The following is an 18,780-nucleotide window of genomic DNA, read 5'->3' on the forward strand; positions in this document are numbered from 1 at the left end:
GGGTCACCAGCTGAGTCACCGGCACGGTCAGGGAACCGCTTCGGCCCGCGCGTCGGACGCCGTGCGCCGGTCCGGTTCCCGTGGCAGCAGTGCCGCGGCCGCGAGGCCGGCGAGGCCGAGGGCACCCAGGGCGATCAGCGCGACGGCGTAGGCGCCGCGGGTGAGTCCGGCGACGAGGATCGTGCCCGCGATCGCCGTGCCCAAGGAGGAGCCGAGGTTGGAGACGCTGCGGGACAGGCCCGAGATCTCGCCCTGCTGTTCCTCCGGGAAGCTCGACTGGACGACGTTGACGGACGGGGTGAGCATGACGCCCAGACCGAGCCCGATCAGGAGGAGCCCGGGGGCGTAGACCCACGGGTCGGTGGACACGGTGGCCAGGGCGATCAGCACCGCGATGCCGACGACGGACATGATGAAGCCCGTCATGATGAGGGTCCGCTGCGTCCGGTGTTTCGACAGGCGCTCCGCGGCCAGGGACGAGGCGAGCAGGCCGAGCGTGGCGGCCGTGAAGATGACTCCGGTCTCGATGGCGTCGTAGCCGCGTACGACCTGGAGGTAGGCGGCCACGGTGAACGACGTGCCCATGAGAAGCAGCCACTGGACGTTCTGGGTGACGAGCCCGAGGTTGGACGTGCGGTTGCGGAACAGGCCGAGGGACAGCAGCGGCTCGCGGCCGGACTCCTCCGCCGCGCGTATCCGGTGGAAGAACCACCACAGCACGAGGGCGCCCGCGGCGAGCAGCCCGAGCATCAGCCAGACGTTGTCGTCCGCCGCCAGGATGCCCGTGACGATCAGGACGAGACCGGCGGCGGAGAGGACCGCCCCGCCGGTGTCGAAGGAACGGGTCGGATCCGGGGGCCGCGGGTCCTCGATCCTGCGGCTGAGGACGACGATCACCGCGATGACCAGGGCCTGGAAGACGAAGGCCGCCCGCCAGCTGATCGCCGAGGTGATGAGTCCGCCGATGAGCGGTCCGGCGGCGGCCCCGATGCCGCCCAACGCCATGATCACTCCGAATGCGCGGGCCCGGGACGTCATGTCCGGGTAGAGGAGGGTGGCGAGGATGTAGACGGGAGGGATGAGCAGGGCGGTGCCGATGCCCTCGAGGATCGAATTGCCGAGGATCAGCACGCCGAGGCCCGGGGAGACCGCGCACAGCAGGGCGCCGACGGCATAGATGACGAGGCCCGCCAGGAAGCAGCGTTTGCGTCCGTAGCGGTCGGTGAGCTTGCCGCCGGGGATCATCAGCGCGGCCATGACCAGCAGGAAGATCGTGATGGCCACCTGCACGCCCTGAACGGTGGTGTCCAGGTCCTCGCTGATGTCGTTGATCATCACGTTCATGTTGGAGCCGGCGAAGCTGCAGATGAACTGGGCCAGCGCGAGGGCGGCGAGCACGGTCCGCCGCCCCTGCTGCGACTGCTGCCGCCGGCCCGTGTCAGCCACCCCCGTCGCCCCCGACCGCCGACGGGACGGGCGCGTTGAAGCCCTGCGGCCTCGTATGCCGGTCGTCGCCACGTGCCGGGTGCGCCTCGGCCTCGCCGATCTGCTCGTCCAGGGCCATGGCCGCGCTGACCAGGGCGAGGTGGGTGAACGCCTGCGGGAAGTTGCCGAGTTGTTCGCCCGAGGGTCCGATCTCCTCGGCGAAGAGGCCGACGGGGTTGGCGTAGGTGAGCATCTTGTCGAAGGCGTACCGGGCCCGCCCGAGCCGGCCGCTACGGGCCAGGGCCTCGACGTAGTAGAAGCTGCACAGGTTGAAGGTGCCCTCCGACCCGCGCAGCCCGTCGGGGGAGGCCTGGGGGTCGTAGCGGTAGACGAGGCTGTCGCTGACCAGCTCGTCGTCCATGGCGTCGAGGGTGGTGAGCCAGTCCGGGTCGTGCGGTGAGATGAAGCCGACCCGGGGCATCAGCAGCAGCGAGGCGTCCAGGACGTCGGTGTCGTAGTGCTGGACGAAGGCCTGCCGCTTGTCGTGCCAGCCCTGTTCGACGATCTGCCGGAAGACCGCGTCGCGGGTGTCGGTCCAGCGGTCGACCCGGCCCGGGCGGGCGAACTCGGTGGACGCGCGGATGCCGCGGTCGAAGGCGACCCAGGCCATCAGCCGGCTGTAGGTGAAGTTCTGACGGCCGCCACGGGTCTCCCAGATCCCCTCGTCGGGCTGGTCCCAGTGGTCGGAGAGCCAGTCCAGTACGTCGCGCAGGGCGTCCCAGCCGCGGATCGTCCCGAAGTCGCCGCCCACCGCCAGCGCGTCGGCCGCCTCGCCGTAGATGTCGAGCTGCAGCTGGTCGGCGGCCGCGTTGCCGGCCCGGACGGGCCGTGAACCCCGGTAGCCCTCCAGGTGGTCGAGGGACTCCTCGGTCAGGTGGGGGTCGCCGTCCACCCGGTACATGATCTGCAGGGGGTCACCCGTGGCGGTCCCCCCGGCCTCGACCCGCTCGCGCAGCCAGCGGCGGAAGGCGTACGCCTCCGTCTCGAAGCCAAGGTCGATCAGGGCCCGGACGGAGAGCGAGGCGTCACGGACCCAGGTGTAGCGGTAGTCCCAGTTGCGTTCGCCGCCGATCTGCTCGGGCAGTCCCATGGTCGCGGCGGCGATGGGCGCGCCCGTGGGGGCGTAGGTGAGCAGCTTGAGGGTGATCGCGGAGCGGTTCACCATGTCCCGCCAGCGTCCCCGGTAGGCGCAGGAGCGCAGCCAGGACAGCCAGAAGGTGCGGCACGCCGCCATCTCGTCGACCAGGCCGCCCAGGGTGGGCGCGGGCGTGGGGGTGCCTCCGCTCACGGTACTGGTGAGCACGACGGCCACCGCCTGCCCGGCGGAGAGCGTGAAGCGGGCCGTGACGTCGTCGCCGTCGGTGCGGAAGGCGAGCCCGGCGGTGGCCTGGAGGTGCAGATCGGTTCCCGGCCCCTGGAAGACGGCCGCGCGGTCGTCGCCCCGCGGGAGGGTGAGGGTGTGCCGGGCGCGCGCGTAGTCGAAGCGCGGGCGGCAGGCGAAGGTGAAGGGCAGGGTGCCGCGGACGACCCGCGCGACCCGGATGAGCCGGTGCCGGTCGGTCGGCAGCGAGGAGTCGACGACCGGCATGAAGTCGGCGACCTCGCCGACCCCGCCGGGCGCCATGTACCGCGTGACCAGGACCGCGGTGTCGGACAGGTACAGCTGTCGCACCGTCAGCCCCTCGCTCTCCGGGAGATCCACGGCGAGACGGCAGTGGCCTCCGCGGTCGCTGTCCAGCAACGAGGCGAAGACGCTGGGTGAATCGAAGCGCGGCGTACACCACCAGTCGACGGTTCCGGCGGACGAGACCAAGGCCGCGGTCTGGAGGTCGCCGACCATTCCGTGCTCAGCGATGGGCGGATAGCGGTCCACCATGCCTGCCTCCCTCGGAAAAGGATGCGCGGAGCCCCGGACACGGCTCGAGCGCCCCCGGTACGGCTCACCTTCATCGTTCGAGAACGCCCGGGTCGCAGCCTCACCCCTGGCAGGTGAATCCCGCGGCGGGTGAGACCCGCGGCGACGGATCGCGCGCGGCAGCACCGCCGCCGACGGTGCCGTCCACCCGCTCCGGGTGATGCCGTCCCACGGCCGACAGGCGCAGCGTGGAACACATCAGGCTCCGGGCGCCGCCGTGACCCCACGGCGGCAGGTATGTGGAGGCAACCGTGGACTATCCGCTGCTCGACGCGTTCCTGACCATGCTCTGGTTCTTCCTGTGGGTCATGTGGTTCGTGCTGCTGTTCCGGGTCTTCGGCGACATCTTCCGGGACGACAGCATGGGCGGATGGGCCAAGGCGGGCTGGACGGTCTTCGTCTGTGTACTGCCGTTCCTCGGCGTCTTCGTTTATCTGATCGCCCGTGGACGCGGCATGGGCCAGCGTGATGTGCGCCAGATGCAGCAGCAGGAGCAGGCGTTCCGCTCCTACGTCCAGGAGGCGGCCGCCGGTGCCCCGGCGACCGGGGCGACCCGTGCGGACGAGCTGACCAAGCTCGCCGGACTGCATGACCACGGCGACATCACCGACGCCGAGTACGAGCGGGCCAAGGCGAAGGTGCTCGCACGCTGAGCCGTACCGCCACGAGTGCGAGAGGGAAGCGAACTGACATGACCCTGGGACCGATCGACCTCGTCATCCTGTCGTTCCCCGCCGACCGGCCGCCCGACTCGTTCCTGGCCGCAGTGGAGCGAGTCGAGCGCCGCGACGAAGTCCGCGTCCTCGACGCCCTCGTGGTGACGAAGAGCCCGGACGGACGTGTCGGCCGGATGGAGCTGTCCGACATCGAAGGCCTCGGCGACGTGGCCGCCGACATCGCCGCCCGCCGCACCCTGGGCATGCTGGGCCTCGACGACGTCGACGAGATCGCCACCGTGATGGACCGGGACACCACAGTCCTCGCCCTGCTGGTGGAGAACGTGTGGGCCCGCGAGGCCGCCGACCAGGCCCGTCGTCACGACGGACGTCTGCTGGCCTCTGTCCGGATCCCGCACGAACAGATCGCCGAGGTGGAGGCCGAACTGGCCGCCGCGGGCTCGGCGCTGACGTCGACGTGACCGACCGGCTCCGGGGGCATGAGCCCGCCGGAGCCGGAAGGACCGGAGCAGAAAGGAGAGGACCATGCCTCTCGGTCGCCGCCGCCCGCTGCTGCGCGGCGCCCTCGTCGGCGGTGCGGCCTACGCCGCGGGCCGCCGAAGGGCGCAGGCCGAGCAGCACGAGATGGATCAGCAGGCCGCCATCGACGAGCTGCGCGCACAGCAGGCCACCGCATCCGCCCCCGCGCCCGTCACCACCGGGCAGAGCTCCGGGGGCACACTTCTCGACGAACTCGGCCGACTCGGCGAACTGCGCGCCCAAGGCGTGCTGACGGACGCGGAGTTCGCCGCCGCCAAGGCCCGACTGCTCGGCACCTGACAACCGGCACAACCGGCATCGGACCTGACAACCGGCACAACCGGCATCGGCCGGCACCCGACAACCGGCGCGCCCGGGACACAGCCGGCCCGCTCGACAAGCCCTCCGCTCGACGAGGCTTGAGGAGCGGCCGGCTCTCTCGTGCGCCCACGGCGGCTCAGCGCCCGGCTCCCGCCTCCGGAAGCCGGCGCAGCTCCACCACATGCAGGCCGAGCGACTGGAAGCGCAGCAACAGGCCGTAGAGATGAGCCTCGTCGATGACCTGGCCGTACAGCACGGTCTGGTAGGGCACGGTGAAGCTGTCCAGCTCGGGGAACGCGGAAGTCAGCGTGTCCGACATCTGCCCGTCGACGCGGATCTCGTAGTGCATGAGCATGCTTCTCTCGCCGGCGTCCGGCCGTTCGTGCTCCTACGTCCCCCATGCTGCGGTACGGGGGAACGGCCGACATCACCCCGGTCAGGTGAGTGTCACAGCAGCCCGAGCTCCCGGGCCCGGCGGACCGCCTCGCCGCGCCGGGCGGCGCCGAACTTGCGGTAGACGCTCTTCAGGTGGGTCTTCACCGTGTTGACCGACAGATGCAGGTCGGCGGCGATCTCGTCGGTGGACATGAGCTGGGCCAGCCGCTCCAGCACGTCCTGCTCCCGCTCGCTGAGCGGCTCCGGGAGAGCGCCCGGGCCCGCCGACTCCTCCCGCCGCGGGGAGGATCCGGCGTCGGGTGGCGAGGACAGCGAGCTGGTCAGCCAGGCATGTCCCCGGGCCAGGGCGGGTTGGTGGAGCAGCAGCCGCCTCAGCCAGGGCCCGGCCTCCAGGAACGGCCGCCTCAGGTGATGCGGACGGGCGACCGCCAAGGCCCGCAGGAGCAGGCTCTCCGCCCTGGCCGAGTCGCCGAGCGCGTCGACGGCCTGCGCGCGGGTCAGCAGAGCCCACACGTCGATCACCGGGCCCTGGTCCCCGCGGTCGGGGAGCGTGTCGAGGAGGCGCAGAGCCTGTTCGCTCTCGCCCGCGGCCACCCATGCGCGGGCCTCGGCCACCAGGCTCTCGGGTCCGTTGCCCGGCTGTTCCTCGAAGACCTTCACCGCGGCCTTCGGATCGCCGTCGGCCACATGTGCCGCGGCCGTGGCCATGGCGACGCGGTCGCTCACCCATGGGGAGGGCTCGACGGAGGCCAATGGCTGCTTCGCCATGTCGTCCAAGGCCAGGAGGGCCGACCGGGGGTCTCCTCGCGCGAACAGCAGCCGCGAGCGCAGCATCGCGAGTTCGACGGTCGCTATGGGATCGCGGGACGCGGCGGACGAGGCGGCCGCCTGGTCGAGATGGGCCCGCGCGGCCGCCAGATCGTCGCGGTCGATGGCGACGGCGGCGAGCACGAGCTGGGCCACGCCGGTTCGGTCGGACGTCGGCAGCCCCGAGTGCTCCGCCTCGGCGATCGCCCCCTTGGCATGCGACTCGGCCCGGCCGGGCCGGCCGTCCAGGAAGTCGATCAGCGCCAGCCGGCTGAGGGCCTCATGCCGGGGCAAGGCCGTCGAGGAGTCCTGAGCGGCCTGGACCGCGTCGGACAGCGTCGAGCGCGCGGCGTCGAAGCGGCCCGCCCACAGCTGGGCCGATCCGAGGTCGGTGAGCATGAGAGCCGTCAGCTCCGGACGCTGGGCCAACCGGTCGGCCGGGAGGGCGTGCTCCGCCTCCGCGGCGTCCCTCGCCGCCGTCTCGGCCAGGTCCGCCGAGCCCGCCGCCCGGGCGGCCAGCACCCGCAGCAGCGCACAGGTCAACCGCATCGCCGCGGCGTTGCCGTGGCCGTTCTCGGGCAGGTTCTCCTCCGCCGGGTCCTCCGGCGTGAGGGCCTGGTGCGCCTGGTCCTCCTGCGCCAGGTTCTCCTCCGCACGACGCAGGTATGTGACGCCCAGGCCGACGTCGTGGTGGGCCAGCTCGCGAGCCGCGCGCACCAGGTCGGCGGCCGGCCCGGACGTCTCCGGCGCCATCCTGGCGAAGAGGCTGTCCAGTCGCTCGGCGGCCAGCCCCGTCAGCAGCCGGCCTATCGCCAGCTGGTCGATGAACTCGGCAGTGGCCAGCTCCCAGTCACCAGCGTCCGCCGCATGAGGCAGGGCCTCGTCGAGCAGTCCGGCCCGGCTCAGCCACTGGGCGGCCGTACGGTGTAGTTCCGGCTCCAGGCCGGGGTGGCGCACGCGCAGATGCACGCGCAGGATCTCAGCGAAGAGCGGGTGCAGCCGGTACCACGAATGCCCGATGGGCTCGACGAACGCGTTCGCCCGCTGCAGGTCCTCCAGGATCGGTTCCGCGTCGTCCCGTCCGGTGAGGGCGTTGGCCAGGCCCGGGTGGATCTCCTCGAGGATGCTGGTGCGCAGCAGCAGGTCCTGGGTCTCGGCGGGCTGGGTACGGAGCACCTCGCTCAGCAGGAAGTCGGCCACCGTGCTGTGCCCGGGCTCGAAGTCCTTCAGGAAGCTCTCCGGGTCACCGGCCCGCTGCGCGGCCAGCGTGCACAGCCGCAGCCCCGCCGCCCAGCCCCCGGTGCGCTCGGTCAGCATGCGCGCGCCCTCCGCCGACAGCTGCAGCCCGTGCCGGTCGACCAGTGCCGCCGTCTCCTCCGAGTGGAAGGCCAGATCGGCGGCACGGATGTCGACAAGGTCGCCGGCCGCCCGATAGCGGTGCAGCGGCAGCAGCGGCTCCGTACGGCTGATGACCAACAGGCGCAGGCCGCTGCCGGCGTGGCGCAGCACGAACTGGAGCTCGTCGGCGACCTCGGCGCAGCCGGCCACCCGGTCGAACTCGTCGAGGACGAGGATCACGGGCGTGTCCCGTTCGTTCAGCCAGGCCGCGAGACGGGCGAGCAGTGAGTGGTCGACCTCGCCGGGGCGGGCCGGGCTGCCGATGTACTCCGGCACGGCGACTCCGTGGTGCCGAAAGGCATGCAGTACGTAGGCCCAGAAGACACCGGGGGCGCTGTCCTCCGGCTCCACCGTCAGCCAGGCGACGGCCTCCGGGCCGACGGCGGTGAGCCAGTCGGCGACCAGCAGCGTCTTACCGGCCCCGGCGGGCCCGTCGACCAGGGTCAGCGGACTGCGCAGGCCCTCCGTCAGCCGCTCGACGAGCCGGGCTCTGCGCACGAACGTCCGAGGAACCGCCGGCACGGCGAACCGTGCGGCGAGCACCGGGTCACCGCCGGGAGTCACGTCCTTGACGGCGGTGTCGCCCTGGGGCCCTCCGGCGGAGGGTGACATCGCACCCATCACACGCCTCATGCATGCCCGCGCAGTACAACACCCACATACCGATCGTCACCCCGGACCGGGGCGTCCGCAAACGGCCCTAGGATCCGCCCGGCAAACCCTGGGCGCCGGCGTCCAGCATCCGCCGCAGCAGATCCCGCAAGGCCAGACGTTCGTCCTCAGACAGTCCAGCCAGCGGCTCCCGGGCGAACCGGAGCGACTCCCGCAGGCTCCGGGCCACCTGCCGGCCCTCCTGCGTCGCCGCCGCCAGCTTCACCCGCCGGTCCGCCGGATCCGGTCGCCGCTCCACCAGCCCCCGGGACTCCAGCCGGTCCACGATCCCGGTCACGTTCGACGGCTCGCAGCGCAGCCGCTGTGCCAGCTTGCGCATTGGCAGCGGCTCCAGCGACAGCAGGCTCAGCAGCCGCGCCTGCGCACCGGTCAGCGCGTGCTCGGCGGCGGCCTCCTCGTACTCCTCGTGGTAGCGGGCCACGACCGAGCCGATGAGGTCGACGACTTCGAGGGTCAGCTCATCGGGGCGGTGGGTCCGGTGTGGGGTGGCCATGCTCTCAGGGTACCCCGGTTACTTGACATCCTGAAATATTCAGGAGCATGGTTGTTTCAGGTACTGAACTAAAAGCGCGCCGCAGAGCGTGAACAACGAAGCGTGAACCGGAAAGGCACCCCCCATGATCAACCGCGAATGGCACCTCCTCTCCCGCCCCGTCGGCTGGCCCAAGCCCGAGGACTTCGCCCTGGTCGAGGCGGAGGTCCCGACGCCGGGTGAGGGCCAGGTCGTGGTGCGGAACAAGTACCTCTCCGTCGACCCGTACATGCGCGGCCGGATGAGCGCCGCCAAGTCCTACGTCGCCCCCTTCGAGCTGGGCAAGGTCATGCAGGGCGGCGCCGTCGGCGAGGTCGTCGCCTCCAACGCCGAGGGCATCGCCGTCGGCGACCACGTCCTGCACTTCTTCGGCTGGCGCGAGTACGCCGCGGTGGACGCCAAGAACGCAGTCAAGGTCGACCCGGACGCGGCGCCCCTGTCCACGTACCTCGGCGTCCTCGGCATGACCGGCCTCACCGCCTACGCCGGCCTGCTGCGCACCGCCGCCTTCAAGGAGGGCGACTCGGTCTTCGTCTCCGGCGCCGCGGGTGCCGTCGGCAGCCAGGTCGGCCAGATCGCCAAGCTCAAGGGTGCCTCCCGGGTCATCGGCTCCGCCGGGTCCGACGAGAAGGTCAAGCTCCTCGTGGAGGAGTACGGCTTCGACGCCGCCTTCAACTACAAGAACGGCCCGGTCGGCGAGCAGCTGCGCGCCGCCGCGCCCGACGGTGTCGACGTCTACTTCGACAACGTGGGCGGCGACCACCTGGAGGCCGCCATCGGCTCCCTCAACCAGGCCGGCCGGATCGCCGTCTGCGGCATGATCTCCGTCTACAACAACACCGAGGCCGCCCCCGGCCCGAGCAACCTCGCCCGCCTCATCCAGACCCGCGGCCGTATCGAGGGCTTCCTGGTCGGCGACCACTACGACCTTCAGCCGCAGTTCGTGGCCGAGGTGGGCCCGTGGGTGGCCTCCGGGCAGCTCAAGTACCGCGAGACGGTCGTCGAGGGCATCGAGAACAACCTGGAGGCGTTCCTCGGGGTGCTGCGCGGCGACAACACCGGGAAGATGATCGTCAAGCTGTAGGCTTCTCGGATTTTCCGGCATGCGGTAACTTCTTTCCGAATTCCGTCGCGATCGTGGGCGCGAGTCGCGGCGGACCGAGGAGGAAGACAACCGCATGTCGATTCAGCAGTCCGACGTCCTGTACACCGCCGTCGCCACCGCCGAGAACGGCCGCGACGGCCGGGTCGCCACCGACGACGGCACGCTCGACGTCGTCGTGAACCCGCCCAAGGAGATGGGCGGCAGCGGCGCCGGCACCAACCCGGAGCAGCTGTTCGCGGCCGGCTACAGCGCCTGCTTCCAGGGCGCCCTGGGCGTCGTCGCCCGCCAGGAGAAGGCCGACATCTCCGGCTCGACCGTCACCGCGAAGGTCGGCATCGGCAAGAACAGCGACGGTTTCGGGATCATCGTGGAGATCGCTGCGGAGATCCCGAACGTAGACGCCCGGACCGCGCGCGACCTGCTGGAGAAGGCCCACCAGGTCTGCCCGTACTCGAAGGCGACCCGCGGCAACATCACCGTGACGCTGCTCTGACGCCGTTCGTTGCATACTGCGAGGCCGCACCCTTGGACGTAGGGCGCGGCCTCGCTCCTGTTTTCGGGGGCGCGGGGCTGTATCGATATGCGGCTCCGCCGTGTGGGCGCGATCAACCCCCACCAGGCCGCACCCGCGACACGACCGATCCCCCGAGCTACCAGGCGGAGTCAACCGACGTCACTGGCCAGCGCCGCCGAATGAACCGCCCTCACCAACCGCTCGTTCTCCGGTGCCGCCCCGCCAGGGAAAGCACAACGCCGCCGGGTATAGCCGTAGGCGACCCCGCTGCGAGGATCCGCGAACGCCTGCGACCCACCCGCCCCACTGTGCCCGAAGGCCCCCGCGCCCAGGAACGGGTACCAGGTGTCGGCGACGGCCTGGAACCCCAGCCCGAACGACTTGTGCGTACGAGCCACCAGGTCGTACCCGGTCGAATGGATCTGCCCGACCTCCGCGACGGTGTCCGGCTTCAGCAGCGGCGGCCGCCCGTCCACCTCGCTGATCGCCGCCGCGTACATCCCGGCGAGCCCGCGCGCGGCCGCGACCCCGCCCGCCGACGCGGGCCCCTTGGCGCGCACCGTCCGGGAGTTGGCGTGGTCCACCAGCTCGCCCGGCTCCGGCACATGGGTGTTGAAGGCGATCGACGCCAGGCTGTGCGGGCCGGTCGGTACCGAGTCCAGTACCGCCTGCTGCTCCGGCGTCGGGGCCATCGGCTGCACGGAGCGGAAGCGGGGCTCCAGCGCCTCGGGCAGCCCGAGGTGGAAGTCCAGGCCGTACGGCGCCCGTACCCGCTCCTCGTACAGCTCCTGGAGCGTGCGCCCGGTGGCCCGGCGGACGACCTCGCCCGCCAGCGCGCCGATGACGAGCGCGTGGTAGCCGAAGGCCGTGCCGGGGCGCCAGAACGGCCGCTGGTCCGCGAGGCGTTCGGCGATGGCCTGGTCGTCGGCCAGCTCCTCCTCGGTGAACCCGGCGTCGAGGCCGACCAGCCCCGCACGGTGCGCGAGCAGATCGCGCAGGATCAGTCCGCCCTTGCCCTCGGCCGCGAACTCGGGCCAGTAGTACGTCACTTTGCGGTCCAGCTCCAGCGTGCCCTCCTGCACGAGGAGCGCGACCACGAGATGAGCGGCGCCCTTGGTCGAGGAGAACACGCCGTAGAGCGAGTCGGCCTCGCAGCCGTCACCGGCCCACAGGTCGACGACCTTCCGGCCGTGCGCGTAGGCGCACAACTGGCCCTCGTAGTCGGGCCGTTCACCCGCCACGAACGCGGCGAACTCCTCACGTACCGCCTCGAAGCCGTCCGCGACCGTGCCGTGGATCCCTTGCGTCATCCGCTCTCCTCACCTGAGCCGCTTGCGAGTGCCATGGTGAACAATGCCCGCCCCACCTGGGCGAATTCCCCCTTCGGATGGTCCCGGAAGAGTGGTTCCGTGCCGAACAGGACCGCCCGTGGGCCGCTGATCACCGAGGCTCGTCCCGCCGCGTCCACCGGCCCGCCCGAGCCGTCCTGCGACGGCCGCCAGTGCCCGGAGACGAGCGGGTTCCCGGTCGCGTACGACTGCTCCACCCGGACCCGCGGCCCGAGGTCCGTGAACCATACGGGCGCGTACACGAAGCCGTGGTCAGGCGCGCCGGACAGCAGGGCGCCGGCCGAGTTCACCACGCGCACCACGCCGTTGGCGTCGGTGTTGCCCTCGACCGGCTTCGCGGCCAGCAGCCCGGTCGCCGAGCCGATCGCGGCACCGGTGACGCCGCGGCCGACGAGGCCGTGGCCGTCGAGGAAGGCGCCGAGGGACGCTCGGGCGTCGGCGGTAAGGTCCGCGTGTTCCAGTCCCGCCGACACGAACAGCACGTCCACCGCCGACCAGTCGAAACCGGCGTTCAGCACGTGCGTCGAGACAGGTGTGACCTCGAAGTTCATCTCCCGCAGCGCGAACAGCTCGCCGGGCGTGACGGCGGCGGCGACGCGAGTGCGGTGCAGAGGGGTGGTGCCGCTGAGCTTGGTGGCGTGGAAGGCGACGTCGTACGTGCGGGCGGCTTCCGTGGCGTGCCGGCGTGCCGAGCCCGGCACGATCGCGCTGCCGTCGGCGACCCGGCGTGCCTCGACGCCCTTGCGCAGCAGGGAGTTGAGGGCGGCGACCTCGTTCGGGTCGTCCAGCCGCAGCCGCAGGTCGCCGCGCGGGGCGACGTACGCGACAGGGGCCGCCGCGCGGACGGGGCGCAGGAGACCGTACGACGGCATGCCCGGCAGGGTCTCCACCGTCGCGCCCCACAGCCGGCCCAGGCTCCAGCCCGAGATGTCGTACATCACCGAGACCTTGTCGCTGATGTCCCGCCCGTCCGCGAGGAGCGCGTTCGCGAGGCCGCGCTTGGGCTGGTGCATGTCGACGACGTACGAGCCCTTCGCGTACGACTTTCCGCCGAGCCGGAAGGCGTGCGATGCGCGTGCGACCCGTACGTCATTGGCCAGCAGGTGGTCGACGAGCCGGGCGGTGGCCGTACCTGAGGGCGGGAGGACGTATGCGCGGGGGAACTTGGTGGTGTAGACGTCCTCGGGACCTATGCCGGGGACGTCCGGGACCGTCTCCGGTGACACCGGCACCTGTGTCGCGCCCGCCGCGCCCCGCCGGAAGACCTCGATCTGGTCGGCGACGAGTGACGTGCGCCTGGACCGCACGAAGTCGAGGGTGGCGCGCAGGGCCGCCCCGGCGACATCGACGTTGATCGCGGAGCGGCGGCGCAGCTCGGTGACCGGCAGGGTGTCGTAGGCGCGGTTGTTCACCTGCAACGGGATCTCGACCGTGTGCGCGGCGACCGTGCCGTGGAAGGCCGCGTACTGCGGGGTGAAGATCGGCGGCCAGTCGTCCCAGCCCTCCTCCTGGTCCCGGAACGGGATCTGCGCGGCCTCGACGCCGTCCTTCGCGGGCGTGTAGCCGAGGCCGTTGACGGCGGCCTCCATGCCGAGGGCGTTGGCGTAGGAGTTCTTCAGGAACAGGTCGTACTCGTAGTTCTCGCCGTGCGGGGGAGTGGTGGGCTCGATGAGGGTGCCGTTGACATAGCCGTGCAGGTCCAGCATGACGGCCGGCTGCTTGGCGGTCATGATCTGCCGCATCGCCCGCACCTCGGGCTGAGAGGCGGTGACGAAGTCCCGGTTCATGTCGAAGCCGTTGGCGTTCGTGCGAGTTCCGGCTATACGGCCGTCCGGGTTCGCGGTGATGTTGAAGTACAGGCGGCTGTGGGCGAGGAGGTCGCGCGTCGTGCCGTCCTTGGCGGTGGCCAGGCGCTCGATGAGCTTCAGGGAGGCGTCGGTGCCCTCCCACTCGTTGCCGTGGATGTTGTTGTTGACGAAGACGGGGGCCTTGTACGCCTTCCTGATCTCGGGGGACTTGGCGGCGAGGGCGGGCGCGTTCTCGATGAGCTCGCGCATGCGTGCCTGGGCGCGGGCCTGGCGGGTGGTCTCGGGGGCGGTGACGGTGACGAGGTAGAGCCGGTGCCCGCCCGCCGAGCGACCCGCGACCTCGACGCTCACCCGGTCGCCGAGGGCCTGGAGGGCGTTCAGTTTCGGCGCGATCGCGTGGTACGGGGTGAGGCCGAGCTTTGTCGATTTGTCGGCCGGGTTCTCCGGGGCCGGGGTGAGGACCTGGCGGCGGGGGTAGCCGCGGCTGTCGTCGCCGATGGCGGGGGAGCCGGCCTCGGCGGTGCCGAGGGCACGCGAGGCGGCGCTCAGGGGCGTCCGCGCCGCGTGCCGGTCGAGCGCCGCCTCCCGGTGCACCGGCGGTCCGGGTTCCGCGACAGCGGTCTGCGGGGTGAGGAGCAGGGAGCCCGCCGTGGTGAGGGCGAGGGCGCCGAACAGAACGGGTCTCGCAGGAACGGGTCTTGCAGGAACGGTTCTCGTGGTGCGCACGCGTACCTCCTCGGAACTTCCTGAGATCGGTACGGCGAGGTGTACCTGTTCGACTCAACGGCAACAAGAGGGAGTTGATGTCACGGATGCCCCGGACGGCCCATCCCGGGGCTCTCGGAGCGGGCATGCTGAGGGCGCCGGGTGTGTGACGGACGACGAGGGAAGAGGACCCATGGCGACGATCCCTTCGCTCCCCAGCAGGGACGACGTACTTCGCATGGCACGCAGCACGACGGACATCACCGGCCAGCTCCTGGACACGGCCGGGAACATCACCCGTATCGCGATCAACACCTTCGACCCCAGGGACGGTTCGGGCGCCGAGGTCCTGCGCGTACTGCGGCAGACCACCGCCGAACTGGCCGAGGCGAGCGCCTCACCGCAGGCCCAGGAGGCCTTCTACCGCATCGTCGAGACCCTCACCCGGCTCGGCACCAGCGGGGCGCCCCTCGCGGTCCACCCGGTGAGCGAACCGGCGCAGGCCCTGCTGACGGCGCTGGGCGACAGCCTGCTGCCGGTGCTGGACGCGGTGGAGCCGGCGGTCGAGGAGTTCGCGGCGGCGCTGGGGGAGCTGGTCGAGGTGACGTCACCTCTCCTTCCGGCCACGGCGGGAGTGGCCGCGGGCGCGCTGCTCGCGGTGACCCCTCTGCTCCGCTCCGCGGCGGAGGTCCTGCGCGAGTCCTCCCCCGAACTGACCCGCATCGCCGACGCGTTGACGGCCGCGCTCGCGCCCCTGATGCCGCTCCAGGTGGCCCTCGCGGAACGCGCGGCCGTCGCCGGCGCGAACGTCGTCCGGGCCACCCTCCCGCCCCTCGCCGACCTCACGGAGGCAGCGGCGGCGACGACGAAGGCGGCCCGTCCGGTGCTGATCGCCGGCGAGGAACTGCTGGTCTCCACCCTGGAACAGATCCAGCCCCTCCTCCTCGCCACCGCGGCCCGCGCCGGGCGGGTGGCCAGGGCGGCGGCGGTACGGGTGTCGGCGGCGGTGTCGCCGACGGCGGAGCCGGGGGTGGTGGTGGCGGTTGCGCCGGTCTGATCAGCCGTCGCGAAACAGGGCGTGGAGAGCTGCCGAGGACGGGACGGTCGGGTCCTCGGGCGCAGCCGCGAGAGCCTCCTTCACCCTGCCCTGGCGAACCATCAACTCGCCGAGCAGGGGCAGGTCTCTGGGGCCCTCGCAGATCGGCTCCAGTACGGCAACGGCCTCGTCCACCCGGTCGGCGTCGGCCAGCAGTTGGGCCACTGCTCGTGCCCTGGACCGGGCGTCGGCCTCCGGGCGGGCACGCAGTTCGGCGATCGCCTGCTCGTGCCGGCCGCAGTGGGCGAGCAGCCGGACGCGTTCGTGGAACAGGCCACCGTCCATGCCGCCCAGCTCTCCGGCGATGTCGTCGAGTGCCGTGAGCGCCTCGTCGACCCGCCCCTGGTCGACCAGCAGCCTCCACAACTCATGGACGATCCACTCCGGGTCACCACCCATGGCGGCGGGGATCGGGCGCAGCACCTCGATCGCCTCGTCCACCCGGCCATCGCGCTTCAGCAGATGTGCCGCCCGCCACGCGGCGTTCGGCGAACCGCCCGTGACAAAGGGCCGGAGCACGGCGACGGCCTCGTCCACCGACACCCGTTCCGCCAGTGCAACGGCCAGCCGGCCGGCGGCCTCCTCACCACCGTCCCCGGCGATGAACTCCCGCAGCTCCGCCTCGCGCCCGTGTCGCGCCAGCACGTCGGCGAGCTGCTCGACGGCGTTGTCGTAGATGACGCCACAACATCGCACGGCCGGACGCAGCAACGCCACCGCCTCGTCCACCCGGCCCTGCCGCTCCAGCACCCTGGCCACCAGTTCCGTGGCGTTCCAGGTGTCGCCCCAGAAGACGGGGCACTGGCAGCCGGCCGGCACGGCGGGCAGCAGAGCGGCCACCTCGTCGTCCCGCCCGCAGCCCTCGGTCAGGTCGACCAGAGTCCGGGCGAAGGACTGGTTGGCGGTGCGCGGCCCCAGCAGCGCGATCACCTCGTCGATCCGGCCCTGCCGGGCCAGCAGCTGAGCCAGCGGCTCCACAGCGCGCCACTCTCCGGCCTCCACCCGTGGGCGGACGAGGGCGATCGCCTCCTGCGTACGCCCCCACTCCGCCAGGAGTTCGGCGACCGTCCGCACCGCCACCCACCAGCCGGTCGCCAGGAACGGCCCCAGCACCTCGAGCGCCGACTCCCGCCGCCCTTGCCCGACCAGCGCGTCCGCCAGAGCCCGTGCGCAGGGCCAGTCCCCGCGTCCTGCCTCCAGCCGAAGCTCCTCCAGATGCCCGAGCTCGACAAGGGCCGAGACCACCTGCGGCGGTATCCAGCCGTCGTTCGTACGAAACCGTCTGTCGAGTTCAGCAGCGTCCACGAGCCCGGACCCTACCGGCCCGCCCGCCACGACCCGGCCGATAGAGTTCGGCCATGCGTGATCTCGGGGCCGGTTTCAGGTATCTCCTCCAGGGCCAGCGATGGGTGGGCCGACACGGAAAGCAGTACGAGTTCGGGCTGATCCCCGGCCTCATCACCCTCGTCCTGTACGCGGCCGCACTCGTCGCCCTCGCCATCTGGGGCGAGGCCTTCGTGACCTGGTCGACACCGTTCGCCGACGACTGGTCGAGCCCCTGGCAGCGCCTGTTCCGCGGCTTCCTCACCGCCGTCCTGTTCGCCCTGAGCCTGCTCCTGGCCGTCCTCACCTTCACCGCCGTCACCCTGCTGATCGGCCAGCCCTTCTACGAGAAACTCTCCGAGAAGGTCGACCAGGACGTCTCCCCGGACGGCACCGCCCCCGAGTCCGGCCTGCCGCTCTGGCGCGAGCTGTGGATCTCGGGCCGAGACAGCCTGCGGATCGTGGTGCGTGCCGCCGTCTGGGGCGTGCTGCTGTTCGCCCTCGGCTTCATCCCGGTCGTCGGCCAGACGGTCGTACCGGTGATCGGTGTCGTCGTCACCGGCTTCTTCCTCACCGAGGAGCTCACGGCCGTCGCCCTCCAGCGCCGCCGCGTGGAACTGCGCGACCGCCTCGCCCTGCTCCGCGCCCGCAAAACTCTGGTCTGGGGCTTCGGCACGCCTCTCGCCGCGGCCTTCCTGGTGCCGTTCGTCGCGGTGTTCCTGATGCCGGGGGCGGTCGCCGGGGCCACGCTGATGGCGCGGGAGCTGATGGGCGAGGAGATCCAGGAGGAGCAGAAGGTGGCGACCGCCCCCGACGGAGAGTCCGTCAGCCGGTGACCGGGCTGTCGGCCGCCACCTTCAGGATCGTCCGGACCTGGGCGATGATGTCCAGCCGGTTGCGCACGAACTCCGGGTCCGTCACCGAGCCGGTCGCCGGATCCGTGTTGCCCGCCCCGAACTGCAGCACCGGCGTGTGCACATGCCCGCCCGGCAGTGTGTCGTGCAGCCCCAGCCGGTCCCGCAGCAGCGTCGCCCGGTAGGCGATCTCGTTGGACAGGTAGTTCCCGCCGCCCCCGGCCCGCGCGGTCGAGCCGGGTGTCGGCCCGTCCGGCCGTACGACGGCCTCCGTGCCGCCGGCCGGGATCTCGGTCACGCTCGTGTTGTCGTACACCGGGAACCGCCCGGTGTCAGCGGCGACGATCTCCTGGTACGGCAGCGTGGTCGTCGTCCACTGCGGCTGCGAGGCCGGGTCGGCGACCGGGACGGTCTCGGTGCGGGAGAGGTTCTCGTTGTCCGGGAAGCCGCCCCGCCAGGCCCCGTTGGTCCGCTCGATGTCGAACCGCCCGACGCGCCCCTGACTCACGGTCGTGAACAGTTCGACCTTTTTCAGATACGGCCGCAGCGTCCGCTCCACCGTCCCCTCGGCGAAGTCCTGCCAGCGCACCGGGAACACGGCGGTCTCCACCCGCGCCGGCCCTTCCGCCGTCTCGATCACCGTGCCGTCGAGGGCGAGCGCGGTCGCGCCGGACGGGTTGGAGATACGGATGTCACGGTCGAGGGTGAAGGGGTCGAAGCCGGTGACCAGGATCCGCTTCAGTCCCTTGCCGCCGTGCGGATAGCCGATGTCGGTCTGCCCGCGCGACGTCCGCTCCAACACGTCCAGCAGCGACGCCCGTTGACCATCGCCCAGCCCGAACCCGGGCTCCCACGTCCGCACCTCCCGCGTCATCGACAGCCGCGCCCAGTACAGCGGCCGGTCGTCGTCCCGGCTGAGATCACCGCCGGCCGGCTCTCGCCCCTGCGCCCGGTCGACGGCCCGCCGCCACAGCGCCGATCCCTCGCGTACGACGATGCGGCGGGCCTGCGCGTAGGAGTGCGCGGCACCGAGGTCGCGGGCGAACTCCTCGGTGGCGGCGTCGAATCCGGACCGGCGCAGGATCTCCTGGGGGACCGTCTTGTCGAGGCGCTGCTCCTCGACGGTCGGCGCGGGTGCCGTCTCGGCGGCGGCAGCCCCGGTTGCGGGGGCGGACAGCCCGGCCAGCAGGGCGACTCCGAGGATGCCGGCCCGAACGCGTATGGAATTCAAGGGACTTCCGGTCCTTCCGTCACGGTGGAACGTGCGTGATGCGGGACGCCGGAAGTATCCCGTGACGGGAGTG

General features: G+C 71.7%; 16 protein-coding genes. 7 read left to right on the forward strand and 9 right to left on the reverse strand.

The annotated features are described in order from the left end of the window. Positions 1-27 precede the first annotated feature (27 nt). Both ACZ7L6_RS18715 and ACZ7L6_RS18720 read right to left on the reverse strand, forming a co-directional pair. Positions 28-1,446 carry an MFS transporter gene (locus tag ACZ7L6_RS18715; protein WP_471925139.1) on the reverse strand — a complete coding sequence of 473 codons (1,419 nt, stop codon included), beginning with the start codon at positions 1,444-1,446 and terminating at the stop codon, positions 28-30. Next, entirely contained in the window at positions 1,439-3,358 is a 1,920-nt protein-coding gene (locus ACZ7L6_RS18720; protein ID WP_471925691.1) for a glycoside hydrolase family 15 protein, read from the reverse strand. The genes ACZ7L6_RS18715 and ACZ7L6_RS18720 overlap by 8 nt, the downstream gene beginning before the upstream one ends. A gap of 293 nt (positions 3,359-3,651) precedes the next feature. Here ACZ7L6_RS18720 and ACZ7L6_RS18725 point away from each other — a divergent pair, with 293 nt between their 5' ends. From ACZ7L6_RS18725 to ACZ7L6_RS18735, 3 genes are all read left to right on the forward strand, one after another. Continuing rightward, the gene (locus ACZ7L6_RS18725) at positions 3,652-4,053 is read left to right on the forward strand and encodes an SHOCT domain-containing protein (RefSeq protein WP_471925141.1); all 402 of its coding nucleotides are present in this window, start codon (positions 3,652-3,654) and stop codon (positions 4,051-4,053) included. Between the two features lie 38 nt (positions 4,054-4,091). After that, positions 4,092-4,538, forward strand: a complete 447-nt coding sequence (locus ACZ7L6_RS18730) for a DUF6325 family protein (RefSeq protein ID WP_471925143.1) — start codon at positions 4,092-4,094, stop codon at positions 4,536-4,538. Positions 4,539-4,602: 64 nt separating this feature from the next. After that, positions 4,603-4,896 carry an SHOCT domain-containing protein gene (locus tag ACZ7L6_RS18735; protein ID WP_471925145.1) on the forward strand — a complete coding sequence of 98 codons (294 nt, stop codon included), beginning with the start codon at positions 4,603-4,605 and terminating at the stop codon, positions 4,894-4,896. 157 nt (positions 4,897-5,053) lie between these two features. On the opposite strand, the gene ACZ7L6_RS18740 is transcribed toward ACZ7L6_RS18735, so the two are convergent. From ACZ7L6_RS18740 to ACZ7L6_RS18750, 3 genes are all read right to left on the reverse strand, one after another. Then, a complete protein-coding gene (locus ACZ7L6_RS18740) occupies positions 5,054-5,266 on the reverse strand; it encodes a hypothetical protein (RefSeq protein ID WP_471925147.1) in 213 nt (70 codons plus the stop codon). 98 nt (positions 5,267-5,364) lie between these two features. Next, positions 5,365-8,130, reverse strand: a complete 2,766-nt coding sequence (locus ACZ7L6_RS18745) for a winged helix-turn-helix domain-containing protein (RefSeq protein ID WP_471925149.1) — start codon at positions 8,128-8,130, stop codon at positions 5,365-5,367. 88 nt (positions 8,131-8,218) lie between these two features. After that, positions 8,219-8,683: a MarR family transcriptional regulator gene (locus ACZ7L6_RS18750; RefSeq protein WP_471925151.1), complete on the reverse strand. Its 465-nt coding sequence runs from the start codon at positions 8,681-8,683 to the stop codon at positions 8,219-8,221. Between the two features lie 124 nt (positions 8,684-8,807). Here ACZ7L6_RS18750 and ACZ7L6_RS18755 point away from each other — a divergent pair, with 124 nt between their 5' ends. Further along, positions 8,808-9,806 carry an NADP-dependent oxidoreductase gene (locus ACZ7L6_RS18755; RefSeq protein WP_471925153.1) on the forward strand — a complete coding sequence of 333 codons (999 nt, stop codon included), beginning with the start codon at positions 8,808-8,810 and terminating at the stop codon, positions 9,804-9,806. 94 nt (positions 9,807-9,900) lie between these two features. Further along, positions 9,901-10,320: an organic hydroperoxide resistance protein gene (locus ACZ7L6_RS18760; protein WP_471925155.1), complete on the forward strand. Its 420-nt coding sequence runs from the start codon at positions 9,901-9,903 to the stop codon at positions 10,318-10,320. 170 nt (positions 10,321-10,490) lie between these two features. On the opposite strand, the gene ACZ7L6_RS18765 is transcribed toward ACZ7L6_RS18760, so the two are convergent. Then, the gene (locus ACZ7L6_RS18765) at positions 10,491-11,651 is read right to left on the reverse strand and encodes a serine hydrolase domain-containing protein (protein WP_471925157.1); all 1,161 of its coding nucleotides are present in this window, start codon (positions 11,649-11,651) and stop codon (positions 10,491-10,493) included. Next, positions 11,648-14,224, reverse strand: a complete 2,577-nt coding sequence (locus ACZ7L6_RS18770) for a M14 family zinc carboxypeptidase (protein WP_471925159.1) — start codon at positions 14,222-14,224, stop codon at positions 11,648-11,650. The genes ACZ7L6_RS18765 and ACZ7L6_RS18770 overlap by 4 nt, the downstream gene beginning before the upstream one ends. A gap of 172 nt (positions 14,225-14,396) precedes the next feature. On the opposite strand from ACZ7L6_RS18770, the gene ACZ7L6_RS18775 reads away from it, so the two are divergent. After that, complete coding sequence (locus tag ACZ7L6_RS18775) at positions 14,397-15,260, forward strand: hypothetical protein (RefSeq protein ID WP_471925161.1); 864 nt, start codon at positions 14,397-14,399, stop codon at positions 15,258-15,260. Here ACZ7L6_RS18775 and ACZ7L6_RS18780 read toward each other — a convergent pair whose 3' ends face one another. After that, positions 15,261-16,604, reverse strand: a complete 1,344-nt coding sequence (locus ACZ7L6_RS18780) for a tetratricopeptide repeat protein (protein ID WP_471925163.1) — start codon at positions 16,602-16,604, stop codon at positions 15,261-15,263. 53 nt (positions 16,605-16,657) lie between these two features. On the opposite strand from ACZ7L6_RS18780, the gene ACZ7L6_RS18785 reads away from it, so the two are divergent. Next, positions 16,658-17,458: an EI24 domain-containing protein gene (locus ACZ7L6_RS18785; protein WP_471925165.1), complete on the forward strand. Its 801-nt coding sequence runs from the start codon at positions 16,658-16,660 to the stop codon at positions 17,456-17,458. Here ACZ7L6_RS18785 and ACZ7L6_RS18790 read toward each other — a convergent pair. Beyond that, on the reverse strand, positions 17,448-18,707 hold the full coding sequence (locus ACZ7L6_RS18790; protein WP_471925167.1) for a pyroglutamyl-peptidase I: 1,260 nt from the start codon (positions 18,705-18,707) through the stop codon (positions 17,448-17,450). The two genes, ACZ7L6_RS18785 and ACZ7L6_RS18790, sit on opposite strands and share 11 nt — an antisense overlap. Between the last annotated feature and the right edge of the window lie 73 nt (positions 18,708-18,780).

The organism is Streptomyces sp. NPDC107522 (assembly GCF_055657525.1).